Source organism: Antarctobacter albus, from assembly GCF_900101505.1.
In the GTDB taxonomy this organism is placed as follows: Bacteria; Pseudomonadota; Alphaproteobacteria; order Rhodobacterales; family Rhodobacteraceae; genus Antarctobacter; species Antarctobacter albus.
In genome coordinates this window covers 1-17,180 of record NZ_FMZI01000026.1, presented here as the reverse complement: position 1 = coordinate 17,180, position 17,180 = coordinate 1, and the positions used below count along the sequence as shown (strand labels likewise).

The following is a 17,180-nucleotide window of genomic DNA, read 5'->3' as shown; positions in this document are numbered from 1 at the left end:
GGAAACCAAATGGAACGCAATCTTGCCCTGATCGCCCTTTTTGCCGCGCTGATCGCCGCATTGGGCATGGTCCCGAAATTCACGCTGGCCTTCGGCGTGCCGATCACAGCCCAAAGCATGGGCGTGATGCTTTGCGGCACCGTGCTGGGGGCCCGGCGCGGCGCGCTGGCGGTCCTGCTGTTCCTGGCGCTGGTGGCGCTTGGCCTGCCGCTGCTGGCCGGTGGACGCGGGGGTCTGGGTGCCTTTGCGACGCCCTCGGTCGGCTTTCTGATCGGCTTTCCCGTGGCCGCCTTCGTTACCGGCCTGATCGTCGAGCGCTGGCGCGCCAGTCTTGCGGCGGTCGCCGCCGTGGCGTCGATCGTGGGCGGTGTCTTCGTCCTGTACGCGTTCGGTGTGGTCGGCATGTCCGTGATGCTCGACAAGTCGATCCCGCAATCGGCGCTGCTGGTCACCGCCTTCATTCCGGGTGACGTCATCAAGGCAATCCTGGCCGGGTTGATCACCGCCGGTCTGGCCAAGTCGCGCCCGTCGAGCGTGCTGTCTCGCGGATGACTCGCACCGGGGGGCAGGATCTGCTGTCTGCGCGGCGCTCGGTCCGGGGCTTCCTGCCCGACCCGGTGCCGCGTCAGGACGTCGAGACCATCCTGACCGCCGCCCGATCCGCCCCCAGCGGGGCCAACCTGCAACCTGGCCGGTTTCATGCGCTGACCGGCGGACCGCTTGCAGATCTCTCGCAGGCGCTGGTGGCCGCCGCCGAAAGCGGGCGACCGCCGGTGGCCGAATATTCCTACTTTCCGCAACCCATGCCGCCGGACCTCAAGGCGAAACAACGGGCGGCGGGCTATGCGCTTTACTCCGCGCTGGGGATCGAACGGCGGGACATCGCCGCGCGCAAGGCGCAGTTCAACGAAAACTACCGCTTCTTTTCCGCCCCTGTCGGCATCGTCGTGACCATTCGTCCGGACATGGGCAAGGGCTGTTTCATGGACCTTGGCATGTCCATGATGGCGCTGATGATCGCTGCCTCTGACCTGGGCTATGCCACCTGCGGCATCGGGGCCTTGGCCAATCATGCGGATATCGCCCATGCCCAGCTTGGCCTGGACGAGGACGAGATGGTCGTTTGCGGCATGGCGCTGGGACGCGCGGACCCGGAGGCGCCGGTAAACGGCGTGCGGACAGAGCGTGACGCGCTGTCTGTCTTTGCGACGCTGCGCGGTTTCAGCTGACCGACATCAGGACCGCCGTGCCCAGCCCGCCCGCTGCCGCGATTGTGGCCAGCCCGGTGCCGCCCCGCTGCCGGAGTTCATGGAAAAGCCGCACCGCATTGATCGCGCCCGAGGCCCCCACCGGATGCCCACGCGCCAGCCCGCCACCGGCGGGGTTCACGTTTCTCGGGTCCAGCCCGGCGCCATTGACGCAGGCGATGGCCTGCACGGCGTAGGCCTCCATCACCTCGGCCACGGAAAGCGCCCCGGCGTCCATGTCTGCCCGCTCCAGAACCTTGCGGATCGCCGCAACCGGGGCAAGGCCGGGACGGTCCACGCGCCCGCCCAGCGTCAGGCCCCCGCGATAGGCAAGCCCGTTATCGGGTAACTCGGCGGCGACCCTCTCGGACACCAGCAGGCAGAATGCCGCGCCATCCGCCGCCACGGCGGCATTGGCGGCTGTGATCGTTCCGCACAGGCGCGGCGCACGGGCGGCCAACCGGGGCGTCAGGGCGCGTGTGAAGGCATCCGCGTGCAACCCGCCAAGAGGGACGATCTCAGGCGCCATGTCGGCGGCCAGGGCCTTGCGGTGACTGTCCACCGCCCAGGCGTCCTGCGCTGCGCGCGAAATATCCAGTTCGGCGGCCAGCGTCTCGGCGGCATCGTCCATCTCCGGATCGCGCTCGGGCCAGGGCGTAAAGGGCGGGCGGTCATAAGGTTCGGGCGGGCCGCCCTCCGGGTCGGTCCGCAGGCGCAGGGGCCGTCTGGAATAGGATTCCACGCCGCCCGCCGCCACGACCTCCGCCTGCCCCGAGGCGATCAGCGCGGCGCCAATCACCAGCGCGTCAAGCCCGCCGCAACATTGCCGGTCCAGCGTCAGCCCCGCCACCTGGTCCGGCAGGCCCGCGGCCAGCGCCACCATGCGGGCCGGGTTACCCCCGGCCCCGAGCGCGTTGCCCAAGATCACTTCATCGACCTGACATGCCTCCAGCCCCGCCGCCTCGATCACCCGGTGCAACACCGGCGCGCCCAGTTCGTGGAGCTGAAGCCCTGACAGCGCCCCGCCGCGCGGCGCCACCGGAGTGCGCAGGGCAGAGACGATACGGACACCGGTCATGCCTGACGCTCCAGCGCCTGGGCGATCCTCGCAAGGTCAGGTTTGCCGGAAAGCGTCAGAGGGAAATCGGCAATCGCCTGCACACGACGGGGTGCGGCGAGTGGACCGAAGACCGCACGACACCGGGCCAACAGCGCATCGCAAAGCCCTGCCTCTACCGGCCCGTCGATGACCGCGACAAGATGCGTGCCGCGGCGTGGGTCAGACCGGGGAACCACTGCACAATGTGTCACCGCCGGATCGCTTAGCAGAAAGGCCTCGATATCCTCGGGAAAGACGTTCTGGTCGGCGATGGTGACCATCCGGTTGCGGCGCCCGGCGACGGTCAGATGGCCCTCCTTGTCGAGCTGCCCCAATTCACCGACCGTGACGAAACCATCCCTTTCGCGTGTTTCTGCGCTGTCACCTTCGGCATAGCCATCAAAAAGGTAAGGGCTGCGCACCCAGATCTCGCCTATGACCCCCTCCTTGGCGTCGATCCTTATCTCGACACCCGGGTAGGCGCGGCCAACGCTGCCCTCCGGGCCACTGCCATCGCCCCAAGCGATGAAACTGGTCTCGGCGGCACCATAGAACTCACGCAGGACTGCCTTGGGACACAATGCGGCGATCCGCAGCCGCAATTCGGGCGTCAGCCGCCCGCCACCACAAAGCACATGGCGCAGGCTCGGCAGCACGGCCCCTGTTTCGCACAACAGGCGCAACTGGGTTGGCGTGGCGTAGAGGATTGTCGCCTGTACCGCCTTCACGCCCTGCGCCTGTTGGCGCGGCCTCAAACCGGCGAAGGAATGCAGGTCGGCGCCAAGATGCGCCCCTTCGACCAGGGCATAGAGCGCAAGGGAATGGGCCGGGACGCCCAGGACGGCGTAGCGATCCTCGCTGCCAAGGCTCAGGTGGTTGCGGTTGACCTCGAAACTGGCAATCCAGGAGGCATGGCTACGCCGTATGGTCTTCGCCGCTCCGGTCGTTCCGCCAGAGCGGCTGTGGAAATACCCCGCGCGTTCTTTGGAAAGGCGGCTGACCCCGCCTGGTCCGACAGAAAACGCGCGCCCGGTGCGGATGGCTGCGCGCAGGGCAACAAGATCCTGCGCCCCGGCCCTGTCCGAACCCTCGCCCTCTCCGACCTGCTGCCCATGCACATGCAAACGGGCCTCCGGTGGCCAGCGAAACAGCGCAGTGCTCATGGTTCCGGACCCGGTCGCAGCAGTGCCGTGGCCTATTTCCGTCATGGAACATCCTCGTCAAGGTCATGGAGTGGTAGCCCACCACGGCCCTCGACGAAACAGGCAGATCACATCCCGCGTTTTCGTCAGACGCGAACAGGGCACACCGGACTCTTCCCGTGTTTGACTTGGCGTGGCGGGGTTGTTACCCAAAGTCTTACCGTTGGGGTGCCTCCAAGAGGCTGAGAGGCGTGAACGCGCTAACCCATCGAACCTGATCCGGGCAATACCGGCGTAGGGAACGGTCTACAGTCCACGGACGTTTTCCATGCGCGGTGCCCTTTTGTCTGAAGGAGCAGCCGTTGGCGCATATCGCATTGACCATCGCCGGATCCGACAGTGGCGGAGGCGCGGGCATACAGGCCGATCTCAAGTCCATGTCGGCGCTTGGCGTCTACGGCGCCAGTGTCATCACCGCGGTCACCGCCCAGAACACCCGTGCCGTCACCGCGGTTCATTCAATACCGCTCGACGTGATCGAGGCGCAGATCGAGGCGGTGCTGTCGGATCTGGACATCCGGGCGATGCCCAGTTGGCGCCCGATGCGGTGGGCGCATTGCGGCAGAAATTGATGCCGCACGCCACCGCCCTCACCCCCGGCCTGCCCGAGGCGGCGGCGCTGCTGGATGGTCCGGTGGCGCGCTCACGCGGGGAGATGACCGAACAAGGCAAGGCGCTCTACGCCATGGGCGCGCAGGCCGATCTGATGAAGGGCGGTCACGCCGAAGGCGATGAGTGCGAATACGCCCTGATCGCGGACGGCGAGGTGCTGACGACATTCACCGCACCCCGCCACAGGACGCGCAACACCTACGGCACCGGCTGCACGCTTTCGTCGGCCATTGCCGCCGGGCTTGCGCTTGGGGTGCCGCTCGAACTGGCAACCGAAACGGCGCACAGCTTCGTGCAACAGGCGATTGCGGCAGCGGACGGGCTGCAGGTCGGCTCCGGGCATGGCTCACTGCACCATTTTCACGCGGTCTGGGAATGATGCCGGTGTTCTCGGTCATCGGCGCCGGTGTGGCGGGGCTTTCCGTTGCCAGCGAACTGGCCGCGCGCGGTGCCGATGTGCAGGTCTTTGATCCTGCCGGGCCGCCCGGGCCGCACCACTGTTCCTGGTGGGCGGGGGGCATGTTGGCGCCCTGGTGCGAATATGAAAACGCCGAAGAGCCAGTGCTGAGGCTGGGCCAACAGGCGATTGTCTGGTGGCAACAACGCACCACTGTCCAGCAACGCGGCACGCTGGTCGTTGCAGGGCGGCGCGATTTGCCCGACCTGCGCCGCTTTGCCCGACGCACCGAAGGGTTCCGAGAGGTCGGGTCCGACCTGGCGGAACTGGAACCGGACCTGCCCGGCGTTGCGCAGGGGCTGTTCTTTGAAGGCGAGGCGCATCTGGATCCGCGCCGGGCCTTGAGCGATCTCTACACCAGCCTGCAAGGGCAGGGGGTCCGCTTCGTTCAGGACAAGGCGCCGGCGGCGCTGGACAACGTGATTGATTGCCGGGGCCTCGCCGCGCGCGACGCCCTGCCCGACCTGCGCGGCGTCAGGGGCGAGATGCTGGTGATCCGCTGCCCCGAGGTGACATTGACCCGCCCGGTCCGCCTGCTGCATCCACGCATCCCGCTGTATATCGTGCCGCGCGGCGGTGGCGTCTACATGCTGGGCGCCACCATGATCGAGAGCGAGGATCGCCGCCGGATCACGGCACGGTCGATGCTGGAACTGCTCAGCGCGGCCTACGCATTGAACCCAGCTTTCGGCGAGGCCGAGGTGCTTGAAACCGGCGTCGATTTGCGCCCGGCCTTTCCGGACAACCTGCCCCGGATCCGGCGGCTCGGCGGCAGGATTTATGCCAACGGCCTTTACCGTCACGGCTACCTGCTTGCGCCCGCGCTGGCGCGCGGGGTGGCCGATCTTGCCCTGCACAACACCCATTCGGAGTTTATCGATGAAGATCGTGATTAACGGCGAGTCTTGCGAAGTCGTCGCCGGGACACTCGCCGACCTGCTGGAAGAACGCGCCCTTGCCGGGCGGGTGGCGACGGCGGTGAACGAAACATTCGTGCCCGCGGCACAGCGCCCGGCCTGCAAACTGCAAGAGGGCGACCGGGTCGAAATCCTCGCGCCGATGCAGGGGGGATGACGATGAAACGCTTTTACGGCACCGATCTGCCCAACCCGCTGATGCTGGGCACCGCGCAATATCCCAGCCCGGCCATCCTGGAACAGGCTTTCCGGGCCAGCGGCGCGGCGGTGGCGACGGTTTCGCTGCGCCGCGAGGGCGCCGGGGGGGCGGGTGACACCTTCTGGAAGTTGATCGAGGATCTGGGCGTGCTGGTCCTGCCCAACACGGCGGGCTGCCACACGGTCAAGGAGGCGGTCACCACCGCGCATATGGCGCGCGAAGTCTTTGGCACGCGCTGGATCAAGCTGGAGCTGATTGGCCACACGGACAGCCTGCAACCCGACGTGTTCCAGCTTGTCGAGGCGGCGAGGATCCTCACCGGGGACGGTTTCCAAGTCTTTCCCTACACCACCGAGGATCTGATTGTCGCCGAACGCCTGTTGACGGCGGGTTGCGAGGTGCTGATGCCTTGGGGCGCGCCGATCGGTTCAGGGCGCGGGCTGAACAATCCCTACGCGCTACGGGCCATGCGCGCGGAATTTCCCGATGTGCCGCTGGTGGTCGATGCAGGCATCGGCCTGCCCAGTCACGCCGCGCAAGCGATGGAACTGGGTTTTGACGCGGTGCTGCTGAACACCGCCGTCGCACGGGCGGGCGATCCCGTGCTCATGGCGCGCGCGATGATGGACGCGGTCGAGGCGGGCCGCCTCGCCTACGGCGCCGATCCGATCGACGCCCGCGACATGGCCGAAGCCTCGACCCCGGTGATCGGAAAGGCCTTTCTGGCATGACCCTCGACCGTTTTTACCCGATCTTCGACCATTCCGACTGGCTGCGGCGGATGCTGCCGCTGGGGGTCCGGTTGGTGCAACTGCGTATCAAGGACCAGCCTTCCGAGACCGTGCGTGCGCAGATCGCGGTCTCGCGCGATCTCTGCCGCAAACATGGCGCGGTGCTGGTCGTCAACGACCACTGGCAAGAGGCCATCGCGCTGGGCTGTGACTGGCTGCACCTGGGGCAGGAGGACCTGGACAGCGCGGACCTGGCGGCGATCCGCAAGGCCGGGCTGAAACTGGGTGTTTCGACACATGACGATGACGAGTTGGAGCGCGTGATGGGCATGGCCCCGGACTACGTGGCGCTTGGCCCTGTCTATCCCACGATCCTGAAAAAGATGAAGTGGCATCAACAGGGCCTGCCCCGCGTCACCGACTGGAAGGCCCGCATCGGGGCGACGCCGCTAGTCGCCATCGGCGGCATGTCGGTCGAGCGCGCGGGCGGCGTGTTCGAGGCAGGGGCGGATATCGTCTCTGCCGTCACCGACATCACGTTGAACGCCGATCCCGAAGCGCGGGTGCGGCAGTGGATCGGGGCCACGCGATGAGCCGCTACGCCCGCCAGACCATCCTGCCAGAGGTCGGCGATCTCGGCCAGCGACGCTTTGGTGCGGCCCGGGTGCTTGTCATCGGCGCCGGAGGGCTGGGCGGGCCCGTCCTGCCGCTGCTGGCCGGGGCCGGTGTTGGACGGATCACCATCGTCGACGGCGACGTCGTCAGCCTGTCCAACCTGCACCGTCAGACCCTGTTCACCGAGGCCGATTGCGACCGTCCCAAGGCGCAGGTGGCCGCCGAGCGCTGCCGCGCGATCAATCCCGGCATCACCATCGAGGCCCTGCCAATTCGGCTGACCCCCGCCAATGCGCCTGCGTTGGTCGGTGAGGCCGACCTCGTGCTCGATTGCGCGGACAGCTACGCGGTCAGCTACCTGCTGAGCGATCTGTGCCTGGCCTCCGGGGTGCCGTTGATCAGCGCCTCGGCCCTTGGGTTTGGCGGCTATGTCGGGGGTTTCTGCGGGGACGCGCCCTCCTTGCGGGCCCTGTTTCCCGAAGCGCCCGACAGCGGTGCAAGCTGCGCAACCGCCGGGGTGCTGGGCCCCGTGGTCGGCGCCATTGGCGCGATACAGGCGCAGATGGCACTGAACATTCTGCTGGGCCTGTCGCCTTCGCCACTTGGGCTGATGGTGACCTATGACGGCCTTGGCCTGCGCTCATCAAGTTTTCGTTTTGACGGTACGGCGGAACCGGCGGGCGGTTTTCGTTTCGTCGCCGCCTCACAGCTGAGCGCCGCAGATCACATCGTCGACCTGCGTGCCGATGGCCCGCTTTTGCACCCTCAGGCGATGCGCGGCGCCGCCGCCGACATCATCACACAACCGCCCCGCCCTGCCACCCGCCTTGCGCTGTGCTGTGCCACCGGCCTGCGGGCCTGGCGCGCGGCGGAACAGATTTCCCAATCCTGGCCCGGCGAGATAGTCCTCGTCGCGGCCTCCGCCTCATGAAACATTGGAGGACCAGCACCTGCATCTTGTTGAGCTTCGGGATCGCCTTGAAGTCGAAGCTGTCCACGCTCTTCTTGGCGGGAAACTTTGCCGCCTTGATCCGGCGATTTCAGGCCCTGTCGCGGCCGACGAAGATCGTGTCCACCGCGGTCTTCGCGTCCGTCGCCGGTGGGCTCGAACCAATGGTGCCGCACCGGCAACTCCTTGGACAAATGGCGGACAATTCCCGCTGTCTTAGATGCCCCGGAACAGGCTCCACCGAAGAAGGCGAACGCCTTGTCGTGTGCGTCAAACACCATCCCCTGCCCGGCGGGGCATTCCGCAGGAATGTCCCGAGAGGGTCCTGTGTCTCACGCGGGTAGGCACGCACGAAGAACAACCGGCTGTGGCAGAGGAGGACGTGCACCACCTTCACCATGATCGTTGCGCCATCGATCACTACGATCTGTTCGTCGGGGAAACGCGCCACTGGCGCCTTTCCTGATCCTCCTTACCTCCAGTCGAACTGGTAGGCTTCCCCCGGATCCAAGCTCGGCGGCACAAAGGCGGCGGCAGATGCCTCCTCTTCCTCCTTGGATCAGGAGGCCGCGTATCGCCGGACCGCATCATAACCGCCATCATATCCTCGGGCCCGGAGTTCCTCGAAGATGCGGATGCGGGTCAATCGCTCGCGCTTGGGCTTCCGCGCATTCACCGTCAGCATCTCGTCGAGCAAGTCTTTCCAGGGCCCGATCGTCGCCAACGGCAGAATGGTCCGCTCATAGGTGAGCTCCGTCGCACCCGACCGGATCACCTTCCGCACCGTGTTCCGCGATACCCGCAGCTCACGGCAGATCTGCTTGATCGACTTCTTGTCCTGAAAACGCCCGCCGCATCTTCGCTATCGTCTCCACGACCAACCTCCCACACAAAACTACCCGATGACCTCGGAGGCATCATCCACATCAGTGTAAGGGAAGGTCATTCTTGGATGCCGATTACCCCGCTACAGGGCGAAATTGCACGCTGGCTCACAAAGACATCAAGTCCGCGAACTTGAAAAAGGCGCTCTTTGGATCGGAACAAAAGCGAAACACGGAAACCGCGCCGATCCAGGCGATAAACTGACCCAAAGGTGAGGCAAAGTCAGATGGTTGCAAATTCTATGGCGATCCCTGAAGGACTCGAACCCTCAACCTGCTGATTAGAAGTCAGCTGCTCTATCCAGTTGAGCTAAGGGACCGCTGCGCTCGGTTTTGCAGACTTTCCCCGGGCAGGGCAAGCATTCACAACGCCCGGCACATGAAAACGCTCAAAGGGTCCAGCCGATAGTCGCCGAACGGCGGGCACGGCGCGAAGCCCTGCGACAGGTACAGCGCGCGCGCCGCATCGAACGCGGGCTCTGTCCCGGTTTCGAGGCAGGCCCCCCCGGCACCCGCCGCGCGGGCCATGTCCAGCATCCCTGACAGCAGAACATGACCCAGTCCGCGCCCGCGCGCGGTTGCGGCCACATGCATGCTCTTGAGCTCCACGACCGGGCCGCGGCCTGCCAGGGACATGGGTGCCGCACTTTCGGCCACCGTCTTGAGCGCGCCGACCGCCAGGATCGTTCCCTCCTCCTCCTCGGACAAGGCAAAGACCCTGGCACCTTCGGCTTGCAAGGCCTCACCCGTCATCACATGACAGCTTTCCTCGGGGCTTTGCGCGCGCATCAGCGCATGATGCGCCACCAGGAGCGCCTCGACCTGCGGAGAGAGGCCGGCAACCTCGGCGAGTTTCGGGGACGTCGGACTGGACAAGGGAACCTCGGGCTGTGTCGGGACAATCGGGACCGGCGGGTATGAAAAGACACCTGAACACGGTTTCGCCGCAGCCTAGGCGCAGGCGCCGCAAAGCGAAAGCCCTTCGAGACGGTGGGGCCTCTCAGGCTTAATCGCCCGTTAGGTCTTTGCCGAATAAGCTGACCGAAACAGGATCGGATATCGCCACCGTGTCGCTTGATGCCGCCCACGCCCTGACCGAAGATCACGACCTTGCTGCCGACAGCGGGACATTTACGGGCTTGTCGATGTCGGAGGACGGTACCTGGCCATCGACGCCCTGAATATCCGCGAAGCCGTACCTTTTCCCGACAGCATCAACCCTCTTGCCGTCAACCTTCCCGGCCGTCTGGGGGCGATGATCCTGCGCGAAGACACCATGCCACTGGTGGATTGCGCCGCCCTCCTGGGCTTGTCGACAGAGGTGCCATTGTCGGAACGGGTGGTGATCATCGTGATCGACGCCGACCGCAAGCAGCTGTTGGGCCTCGTGGTGAATGCGCTACAGGGCATGATTTCACAGGACCGCTCCCGGTGCGCGGAAATGGGCATCGTCGGTCATGGACCCATGCTGGCCGGGGCGCAAAGCTTTGTCCGTAACGGGGCCGTTGTCAGCATCCTCGATCCCCCGCTGCTGTTCGACCAGCTCAGCCTGCCCTTTGCCGTTCAACAGGATCGCTCATGTGCCCCGCTGGAGACGGGGGCCAGCGGGCAATCGGGCTACCTGCACTGTGGCTATCAGGACGTTGGCCTGGCCTTTCCGCTGAGCGACATTCACGCGACCATCCCGATGGTTCCGCTGCAGGACAGCCCGCTGGCGCATGGGCCCTGCGACGGGGTGATCCACCATCACGGGACCGACATACCGATCCTCGACAGCCTGCAACTCTTTGGTCTCGGCGGCAACTTCTCACGTCCGGAAAGCTCTGCGTCTGTCGCCCTGCGCGCGCCCGGCGGCGGCCTTGTCGCGTTCGGGATCGACCGTTTTTTTGACATCGTGCACACGCGGACAGAGGACCTGCTTGATGTGCCCCGGGTCATCTCGGGACGCAGCGACCTGTTTTCGGGACGAGACTGGCAAGCATTACCTCGTCATCGACGGCCCACGCCTCTTGCGTGAGGAGGTCGTCGTGCAATTGGCCAGCACGACGGTCAACGACACGCCGGACACCCCGGATGACGCCGCCCCCGGATACGGCGGGCCTGTTGCGCCCTACCTGCTATGCCGCTCGGCGGGGAACCAGATCGGCTGTCACCTGACCGACATCGTAGATATCCTGCGCCTTCCCGGCGATCTCTTGCGCGGAGAGGCGCGCCATGACGGCGACCTGGGAACGCTCAGCCATCGCGCCCAGGTCATCCCGGTCTTTTCCATCGCCAGCCTGCTGGGAACGACGACGAGGATCGAGGAAGGCAATGCCTGCGTCCTGCTCTTTCGCGAGGGGCGGCAATTGTTCGGCGCCGTGGTCGACGCTCTTGAAGAGGTGGCGCGCTGCCAGCCCTTCGGCCCGCCAGAGGAAAAGATGCTGCGCCGCCCCGAAACGGGCGCCTTTGTCCCGCTCTTCGATCTGCAAACGGAGATAGCAATCACCGCGCTGGACACGGGGATCGCGCTGCCCTGAGCCGCCGCGCCCGGGCCCAATAGCGTCTCAGGATACCTCTGCCACCGCGCGTTCCGCCATGCACAAGACAGCCTCGCGCGTGGACGCCACGGCAATGAACCGCGCGTTGTGGCAGAATCGGGCGCCCGCAACGCCACAAGCCGCTTCCAGAGCCGCGTCGGTCAGACCGGCCCAGGCCTCGGGCAGGTCGGCACGGCTTTCGAAGGTGTCCCCGCTTTTTCGGATCGTGGTCAGCGCCCAGTCATTGTCGCGCGGATGGATGACGAACAAGAGATGATCCGCGCCGGATTTCTCGATTGCCGCGCGAAAGGGCATGCCCATCGGCAGCTCGAGGATGCGAGAAGTCCCCGCGCTTTCGATGGCGGCAAGGACGATGGCCTGGGCACGCCGCTTGGCGGCCTTGCCTCGGACCGCCGCCTCGACAAAGGTCCGCGCCACATCGAGTGCCCGGAGAAAGGCCCGATCATCGAGGTCCGGACCACGCTCATCGAAGGTAGGCTTCAGGGTTTCCAGCAGGACGGGCAAAGTCATCCCCGCCAGCGGCCCCGCCACCGAAGGTTCCAGCGCACCGTTGTCCATCAGGTCGATCGGCAGGACAAAGCCCTGGTCGAACGCACGGTGGAGGCTCTCGACATCGGCCTCCGGCACTTCGAGTGCCCGCAGGTAGTCATGACCGAAATGATTCCAGATCAGCCCGAAAGAGCTATAGGGCTGGCCGTCCTCGCGCAGCGGATTCGGCCTCTGGTGGTGGTCGAAGATGCCTTTGGCCGGATCATAGGCGCGGCCCACATCGTAAACGATCCTTTCCGCGCCCGGTGAGATCCATTCGGGATCACGCGACCGGATCAGCTTGGCCGCCGGAAAGAGCCGGGTCAGAACGACCGAGGACAAAAGCTCATCCGCGTGGAACCCGCCGGAATGGGTGACAAGATGCGTGATGCTCAATTCCACGACCTCCGGTCGGGCGGGAAACGAAAGGGGCGACCGTTCGGGCCGCCCGCTGTATCGTCACATCGCCATTTCGGACCAGTGTTCCCCAAGGTTCGCAGCATGCGGTATTTCACGTCCCCACGCGCGCCCGGCGAAAAACTTCTAATGGGTCCAGGCAGATCGCCGGTCGACGGCGAAATTCTCGGCATAACCGCGCGGGCGGATGTTGGGCTTGCGCTTTTTCGGCTCGAACACCTGGGCATCGATGCCATGTTCGCGGGCATAGGCCACCGCCGCATCCTTGCTGTCAAAGCGCAGGCGCACCTGGGACTGCGTATCCTGGGAGGAGGTCCAGCCCATCAGCGGATCGACGGACCGGGGAGAATCCGGTGCAAAGTCAAGAACCCAGGTCCGGGTCTTGGCCTGGCCCGAGGACATGGCCGTCTTGGCCGGCTGATAAATGCGTGCCCGCATGGCGCACCTCCTGTCGTTCGACATCTTTCTGCGTGATATGCGGTGATGACACAAGGTCTGCAAGCGCGCCCTTTGTCACATTTTTCCGGGATGGGACAAGCAGGCAATGACCTGGACAGGGACGCGGGGAGCGAGGGGTGGATGGGTGCGGACCCGACCGAACCAAAAGCTCTGCTTGCCATACGAAAAGGTACATTTCGACTGCCCGTTAACGCAATGCTGATCTTTGACCATTGGGCACCGAGAACGGCCCGCAAGGACGGCGCAGCGGGGCAAACCGTTGAAACCATTGCGGCCTTGCCGTCGCTGACACCCTTGAAATTTCCGTGATCCCGGCACCTCACAGGCGTCAGGACAGCAGCCAGTCGACGAGTTCCTCGAGATCGTAGGACACCATCAGGTTGTCCTGATCCTCGAAATTATAGCCACTGGCGGTGCCTTGGAACATCCGGAGGGTTCCGAAACCGGTCTCGCTGTCCACCAGATAACCCCGGCGAACACCGGACCTTTCGGGGAAGCGGGGCATGATGAAGGCGTGGGACCGGAATTCCGATCCCGAGTAATGCGAGAAATCATGCCCCCGGAAATCCCAGAGCGTGGGCAGGCCTGGACCGAAGCGCGGATCCTCGACAAGGCAGTTCATGGCCTCGGCCACCTCGTCGCGGTTCATGTAGCCGGTCGGTTGCCCGCGCAAGAGCCTCCTGCCATCGCCGAACCGCCAGACCATCAGGATCACCGATCCTTCGGCCCCGGCGACCTCGACGGTGGCCTCTGTCCTGCAGTCGGGCAACCCACCCATATCCGGTTCCCTTTTTCACGCACCCGGCCCCTCGGAGGTGGCCCGCCCTTCCATCTGAGAATAGACAACTCTCCCAAGGGTTGAAAGAACTTCCCTCCGACCCGGCGCGCCTTACCCCGCATCCGCCGGACTTGTTGCAGCCGGCACGTGGATTCGCAAGAGACTGGAACGGCTTGATTTTCCGAAACGCCGCACCTTTGATCGGCATCCTTGGCGCATCCCGCGCCGCCTGTTTACGCCATCGTGGCACCCGCCCTGTCACGGGCAAAGCGGACCGTGACACCGATCCTGTTCCGGTCCTCCCCTTGCCGCCCCCTGCCCGGCACGACATATTCCGCAGGGAACGGAGCCTCCCCATGCATAACAATTCCCCCGAACAGATGCCCGCGCTGCTGCATGCGCCCGCCCCCGATGTCCGCGAGCGAGAAAAGCTCGAAGGGGGCAAGCGTTTCGTCATGCAGACAGAGTTCGCCCCGGCCGGCGACCAGCCCACCGCGATCGCCGAGCTTTCTGGCGGCGTAAATGCCGGTGAGCGTGACCAGGTCCTGCTGGGCGCCACCGGCACGGGCAAGACCTTCACGATGGCCAAGGTCATCGAGGAAACCCAGAGACCCGCGATCATCCTTGCCCCGAACAAGACGTTGGCCGCGCAATTGTACGGCGAATTCAAGGGCTTCTTCCCCGACAACGCGGTGGAATACTTCGTCAGCTACTACGACTACTACCAGCCAGAGGCCTACGTCCCGCGCAGCGACACCTATATCGAGAAGGAATCGCAGATCAACGAACAGATCGACCGGATGCGCCACTCGGCCACCCGGGCGCTGCTGGAACGGGATGACGTGATCATCGTGGCCTCGGTCTCTTGTATCTACGGTATCGGTTCGGTCGAAACCTATGGCGCCATGACGCAGGACCTGCATTCGGGCCGCGAATACGAGATGCGCAAGGTCATGGCCGACCTTGTCGCCCAGCAATACCGCCGCAACGACCAGGCTTTCCAGCGCGGCTCTTTCCGCGTGCGAGGCGATTCCCTCGAAATCTGGCCCGCCCACCTCGAGGACCGAGCCTGGAAACTGTCCTTTTTCGGGGAAGAGCTGGAAAACATCACCGAGTTCGACCCGCTGACAGGCACGAAAACGGATACCTTCGACCGCATCCGCATCTACGCCAACAGCCACTACGTCACTCCGCGCCCGACGATGAACCAGGCCATCATCGGCATCAAGAAAGAGCTGCGCCAGCGGCTCGATCAACTTGTCGGCGAAGGCAAGCTGCTGGAGGCGCAGCGGCTGGAACAGCGCACCAATTTCGACCTGGAAATGCTGGAGGCGACCGGCGTCTGCAACGGGATCGAGAACTATTCAAGATACCTGACGGGCCGCGCGCCGGGCGAACCGCCCCCCACGCTGTTCGAATTCATCCCCGACAATGCCATCGTCTTCGCCGACGAGAGCCACGTCTCCGTGCCCCAGATCGGCGGCATGTACCGGGGCGACTACCGGCGCAAGTTCACGCTGGCCGAACACGGTTTCCGCCTGCCCTCCTGCATGGACAACCGCCCGCTGAAGTTCGAGGAATGGGACGCCATGCGCCCGCAATCGGTCTTTGTCTCGGCCACCCCCGCAGCATGGGAGATGGAGCAGACTGGCGGCGTCTTCACTGAACAGGTCATCCGCCCCACCGGCCTGCTCGACCCGCAGGTCGAGATCCGCCCCGTCGAGATGCAGGTGGACGACTTGCTGGACGAGGTGCGCCGCGTCACTGCCGCAGGCTACCGCACGCTGGCCACCACGCTGACCAAGCGCATGGCCGAGGACCTGACCGAATACATGCATGAACAGGGCATCAAGGTCCGCTACATGCACTCGGACATCGACACGATCGAACGGATCGAGATCCTGCGGGACCTGCGTCTTGGCGCCTTCGACGTGCTGGTGGGCATCAACCTGCTGCGCGAGGGGCTGGACATTCCCGAATGCGGGCTGGTCGCGATCCTCGATGCGGACAAGGAGGGGTTCCTGCGTTCTGAAACCTCGCTGATCCAGACCATCGGGCGCGCGGCCCGGAACGCCGATGGCCGCGTCATCATGTACGCCGACCGCATCACCGGCAGCATGGAACGCGCCCTGGCCGAGACCAACCGCCGCCGCGAGAAACAGATCGCCTACAATGAGGAACACGGGATCACCCCCGCGACGGTCAAGAAGAACGTCGAGGACATTCTGGCCGGTCTCTACCAAGGCGACGTGGACATGAACCGCGTGACCGCCACCATCGACCCGGCCCGTCAGGGCGCCAACCTGCAAGCGGTGCTGGACGGTCTGCGCACCGACATGCGCAAGGCCGCCGAGAACCTGGAGTTCGAGGAGGCCGCGCGGCTGCGGGACGAGATCAAGCGGCTGGAGGCGGTCGATCTGGCCGTCCACGACGACCCGCTGGCGCGTCAGCAGGCGGTGGAGAAGGCGTCAGAGGCGGCGGTCAAGAGCAAGGGCCGGTCCACGGCTGGGAAGCCGGGGCAGCGTGGGGGGAATGTGAAGAGAAGGCGGAAGGGGTGAATTGCGATTTTTGGCTAATTGACAATTTGGATTGACAACCCGCAATTCAACGCAGATGAAATGTCTTCCAACTGGCGCTTCTTTGCTGACGTGCTGCTGTGTGTCTTGACGTACAATCCATCGATCATCGTGTCATTGTATTTCCGTGATGGCGTGTTGGAAATCATTTCTTCGTTGTTCACAACTTTATGCAGCGCTTGCACTCGATCAAAGCCAATTTTCTTTAGGGTCAATGCGAAAGTTTCGGCCGCTTTTGGTTCTGAAATTACTGTGCCATCGCGGAAACGAACCAATAAGGTTGTTTTGCTTGACTTGCTTGACGACAAAATCGTTCGAGTAGCGCTCTCGACAGCATCAGGCACCACCTCAACGGGAAATGATGAAGCGAAGGCTTCCATCCAAACTTCTCTCAAGGATACTACTTGGGAAATGAAATCTGCGAGCGCTCGACCTTTGTGAACTAGCGCTTCCGCTTCGTCGTACTTCGAATTTTGAAATAGTTGAGCACCCTCAGAATTCAAATGATCGACCTGAGCATCAAGCTCACTGATCATCAACTCAAATGCTGTCGTTACACTGTCAGAGACCATCTTCTTTGTTCCGCGTCACAGCCCTCGGTCGACATCAAGTTATCAAACCAACCGAAAATCTCTAGGGTCAGGACCCATTGATTTGGTCTGACTGGCATGATTCACGGTTCGAAAACGAGCGGTGATCATGTCTGATCTTTTCTGGTTGAGCGACGCACAGATGGCGCGTCTGGAGCCTTACTTTCCGAAGTCGCACGGCAAGCCCCGCGTCGACGACCGGCGTGTCTTGAGCGGGATTATCTTCATCAATCGCAACGGTTTGCGGTGGCGCGACGCCCCAAGGGAGTACGGCCCCCACAAGACACTCTACAACCGGTGGAAGCGGTGGAGCGATCGGGGCGTCTTCGCCCGGATCATGGCGGGTCTGGCGGCCGAGCACGGTGAGGAAACGACCGTTA

At 64.4% G+C, this 17,180-nt stretch carries 18 protein-coding genes, 1 tRNA gene, 3 pseudogenes and 1 riboswitch; of the genes and pseudogenes, 12 read left to right on the top strand and 10 right to left on the bottom strand.

From position 1 onward, the window contains the following. Window positions 1-9 precede the first annotated feature (9 nt). Together BLQ71_RS25085 and BLQ71_RS25080 are read left to right on the top strand one after the other, a co-directional pair. Window positions 10-552, top strand: a complete 543-nt coding sequence (locus BLQ71_RS25085; protein WP_043141230.1) for a BioY family transporter — start codon at window positions 10-12, stop codon at window positions 550-552. Further along, the gene (locus tag BLQ71_RS25080) at window positions 549-1,229 is read left to right on the top strand and encodes a nitroreductase (RefSeq protein WP_074623681.1); all 681 of its coding nucleotides are present in this window, start codon (window positions 549-551) and stop codon (window positions 1,227-1,229) included. The genes BLQ71_RS25085 and BLQ71_RS25080 overlap by 4 nt, the downstream gene beginning before the upstream one ends. On the opposite strand, the gene BLQ71_RS25075 is transcribed toward BLQ71_RS25080, so the two are convergent. After that, window positions 1,222-2,325 carry a thiolase family protein gene (locus BLQ71_RS25075; RefSeq protein WP_074623680.1) on the bottom strand — a complete coding sequence of 368 codons (1,104 nt, stop codon included), beginning with the start codon at window positions 2,323-2,325 and terminating at the stop codon, window positions 1,222-1,224. The genes BLQ71_RS25080 and BLQ71_RS25075 overlap by 8 nt on opposite strands. Further along, complete coding sequence (locus BLQ71_RS25070; protein ID WP_074623679.1) at window positions 2,322-3,509, bottom strand: AMP-binding protein; 1,188 nt, start codon at window positions 3,507-3,509, stop codon at window positions 2,322-2,324. The genes BLQ71_RS25075 and BLQ71_RS25070 overlap by 4 nt, the downstream gene beginning before the upstream one ends. Before the next feature lie 193 nt (window positions 3,510-3,702). Beyond that, a riboswitch (TPP riboswitch) is annotated at window positions 3,703-3,806 on the top strand. A 44-nt stretch (window positions 3,807-3,850) separates the two neighbouring features. Between BLQ71_RS25070 and thiD the strand changes: the two are divergent. The 6 genes and pseudogenes from thiD (at window position 3,851) to BLQ71_RS25040 (ending at window position 8,010) form a co-directional block, all read left to right on the top strand. Next, window positions 3,851-4,539: pseudogene (gene thiD / locus BLQ71_RS25065) on the top strand (bifunctional hydroxymethylpyrimidine kinase/phosphomethylpyrimidine kinase). Further along, window positions 4,539-5,513 (top strand): FAD-dependent oxidoreductase, encoded by a 975-nt coding sequence (locus tag BLQ71_RS25060; protein ID WP_074623689.1) that lies wholly within the window; start codon window positions 4,539-4,541, stop codon window positions 5,511-5,513. Before thiD ends, BLQ71_RS25060 begins: the two are co-directional and overlap by 1 nt. Next, window positions 5,497-5,691, top strand: coding sequence for a sulfur carrier protein ThiS (thiS, locus tag BLQ71_RS25055; protein WP_043141224.1), 195 nt, complete (start codon window positions 5,497-5,499; stop codon window positions 5,689-5,691). The genes BLQ71_RS25060 and thiS overlap by 17 nt, the downstream gene beginning before the upstream one ends. Window positions 5,692-5,693: 2 nt before the next feature. Continuing rightward, on the top strand, window positions 5,694-6,464 hold the full coding sequence (locus tag BLQ71_RS25050; RefSeq protein WP_074623678.1) for a thiazole synthase: 771 nt from the start codon (window positions 5,694-5,696) through the stop codon (window positions 6,462-6,464). Beyond that, window positions 6,461-7,057, top strand: a complete 597-nt coding sequence (locus BLQ71_RS25045) for a thiamine phosphate synthase (RefSeq protein ID WP_074623677.1) — start codon at window positions 6,461-6,463, stop codon at window positions 7,055-7,057. The genes BLQ71_RS25050 and BLQ71_RS25045 overlap by 4 nt, the downstream gene beginning before the upstream one ends. Further along, window positions 7,054-8,010: a HesA/MoeB/ThiF family protein gene (locus tag BLQ71_RS25040; protein ID WP_074623676.1), complete on the top strand. Its 957-nt coding sequence runs from the start codon at window positions 7,054-7,056 to the stop codon at window positions 8,008-8,010. Before BLQ71_RS25045 ends, BLQ71_RS25040 begins: the two co-directional genes overlap by 4 nt. Window positions 8,011-8,017: 7 nt before the next feature. Here the strand turns inward: BLQ71_RS25040 and BLQ71_RS26720 are convergent. The 4 genes and pseudogenes from BLQ71_RS26720 to BLQ71_RS25025 form a co-directional block, all read right to left on the bottom strand. Continuing rightward, window positions 8,018-8,116 (bottom strand): annotated as a pseudogene (locus BLQ71_RS26720) (ATP-binding protein); the annotation flags it as partial. A 6-nt stretch (window positions 8,117-8,122) separates the two neighbouring features. After that, window positions 8,123-8,885, bottom strand: a pseudogene (locus BLQ71_RS25845) (IS21 family transposase); the annotation flags it as partial. 270 nt (window positions 8,886-9,155) lie between these two features. Continuing rightward, window positions 9,156-9,232: transfer RNA gene (locus tag BLQ71_RS25030), tRNA-Arg, on the bottom strand. Window positions 9,233-9,275: 43 nt separating this feature from the next. Then, entirely contained in the window at window positions 9,276-9,788 is a 513-nt protein-coding gene (locus tag BLQ71_RS25025) for a GNAT family N-acetyltransferase (RefSeq protein WP_074623674.1), read from the bottom strand. A 253-nt stretch (window positions 9,789-10,041) separates the two neighbouring features. Here BLQ71_RS25025 and BLQ71_RS25020 point away from each other — a divergent pair, with 253 nt between their 5' ends. Continuing rightward, entirely contained in the window at window positions 10,042-10,929 is an 888-nt protein-coding gene (locus BLQ71_RS25020) for a chemotaxis protein CheW (RefSeq protein WP_268236903.1), read from the top strand. A gap of 10 nt (window positions 10,930-10,939) precedes the next feature. After that, window positions 10,940-11,431 (top strand): chemotaxis protein CheW, encoded by a 492-nt coding sequence (locus tag BLQ71_RS25015; RefSeq protein WP_074623672.1) that lies wholly within the window; start codon window positions 10,940-10,942, stop codon window positions 11,429-11,431. A 27-nt stretch (window positions 11,432-11,458) separates the two neighbouring features. On the opposite strand, the gene BLQ71_RS25010 is transcribed toward BLQ71_RS25015, so the two are convergent. The 3 genes from BLQ71_RS25010 to BLQ71_RS25000 form a co-directional block, all read right to left on the bottom strand. Further along, window positions 11,459-12,376: an MYG1 family protein gene (locus BLQ71_RS25010; protein ID WP_074623671.1), complete on the bottom strand. Its 918-nt coding sequence runs from the start codon at window positions 12,374-12,376 to the stop codon at window positions 11,459-11,461. Between the two features lie 147 nt (window positions 12,377-12,523). Next, on the bottom strand, window positions 12,524-12,835 hold the full coding sequence (locus BLQ71_RS25005) for an ETC complex I subunit (protein WP_043141209.1): 312 nt from the start codon (window positions 12,833-12,835) through the stop codon (window positions 12,524-12,526). Between the two features lie 349 nt (window positions 12,836-13,184). Beyond that, on the bottom strand, window positions 13,185-13,634 hold the full coding sequence (locus tag BLQ71_RS25000) for a hypothetical protein (protein WP_069208208.1): 450 nt from the start codon (window positions 13,632-13,634) through the stop codon (window positions 13,185-13,187). Window positions 13,635-13,990: 356 nt separating this feature from the next. Between BLQ71_RS25000 and uvrB the strand changes: the two genes are divergently transcribed. After that, the gene (gene uvrB / locus BLQ71_RS24995) at window positions 13,991-16,192 is read left to right on the top strand and encodes an excinuclease ABC subunit UvrB (RefSeq protein WP_043141205.1); all 2,202 of its coding nucleotides are present in this window, start codon (window positions 13,991-13,993) and stop codon (window positions 16,190-16,192) included. Between the two features lie 14 nt (window positions 16,193-16,206). Here uvrB and BLQ71_RS26180 read toward each other — a convergent pair whose 3' ends face one another. Next, window positions 16,207-16,782 (bottom strand): hypothetical protein, encoded by a 576-nt coding sequence (locus tag BLQ71_RS26180; protein WP_139168489.1) that lies wholly within the window; start codon window positions 16,780-16,782, stop codon window positions 16,207-16,209. A gap of 127 nt (window positions 16,783-16,909) precedes the next feature. Here BLQ71_RS26180 and BLQ71_RS24990 point away from each other — a divergent pair. Then, window positions 16,910-17,180 (top strand): IS5/IS1182 family transposase (locus BLQ71_RS24990; RefSeq protein ID WP_074622971.1); only part of this gene is annotated, 271 nt, incomplete at its 3' end.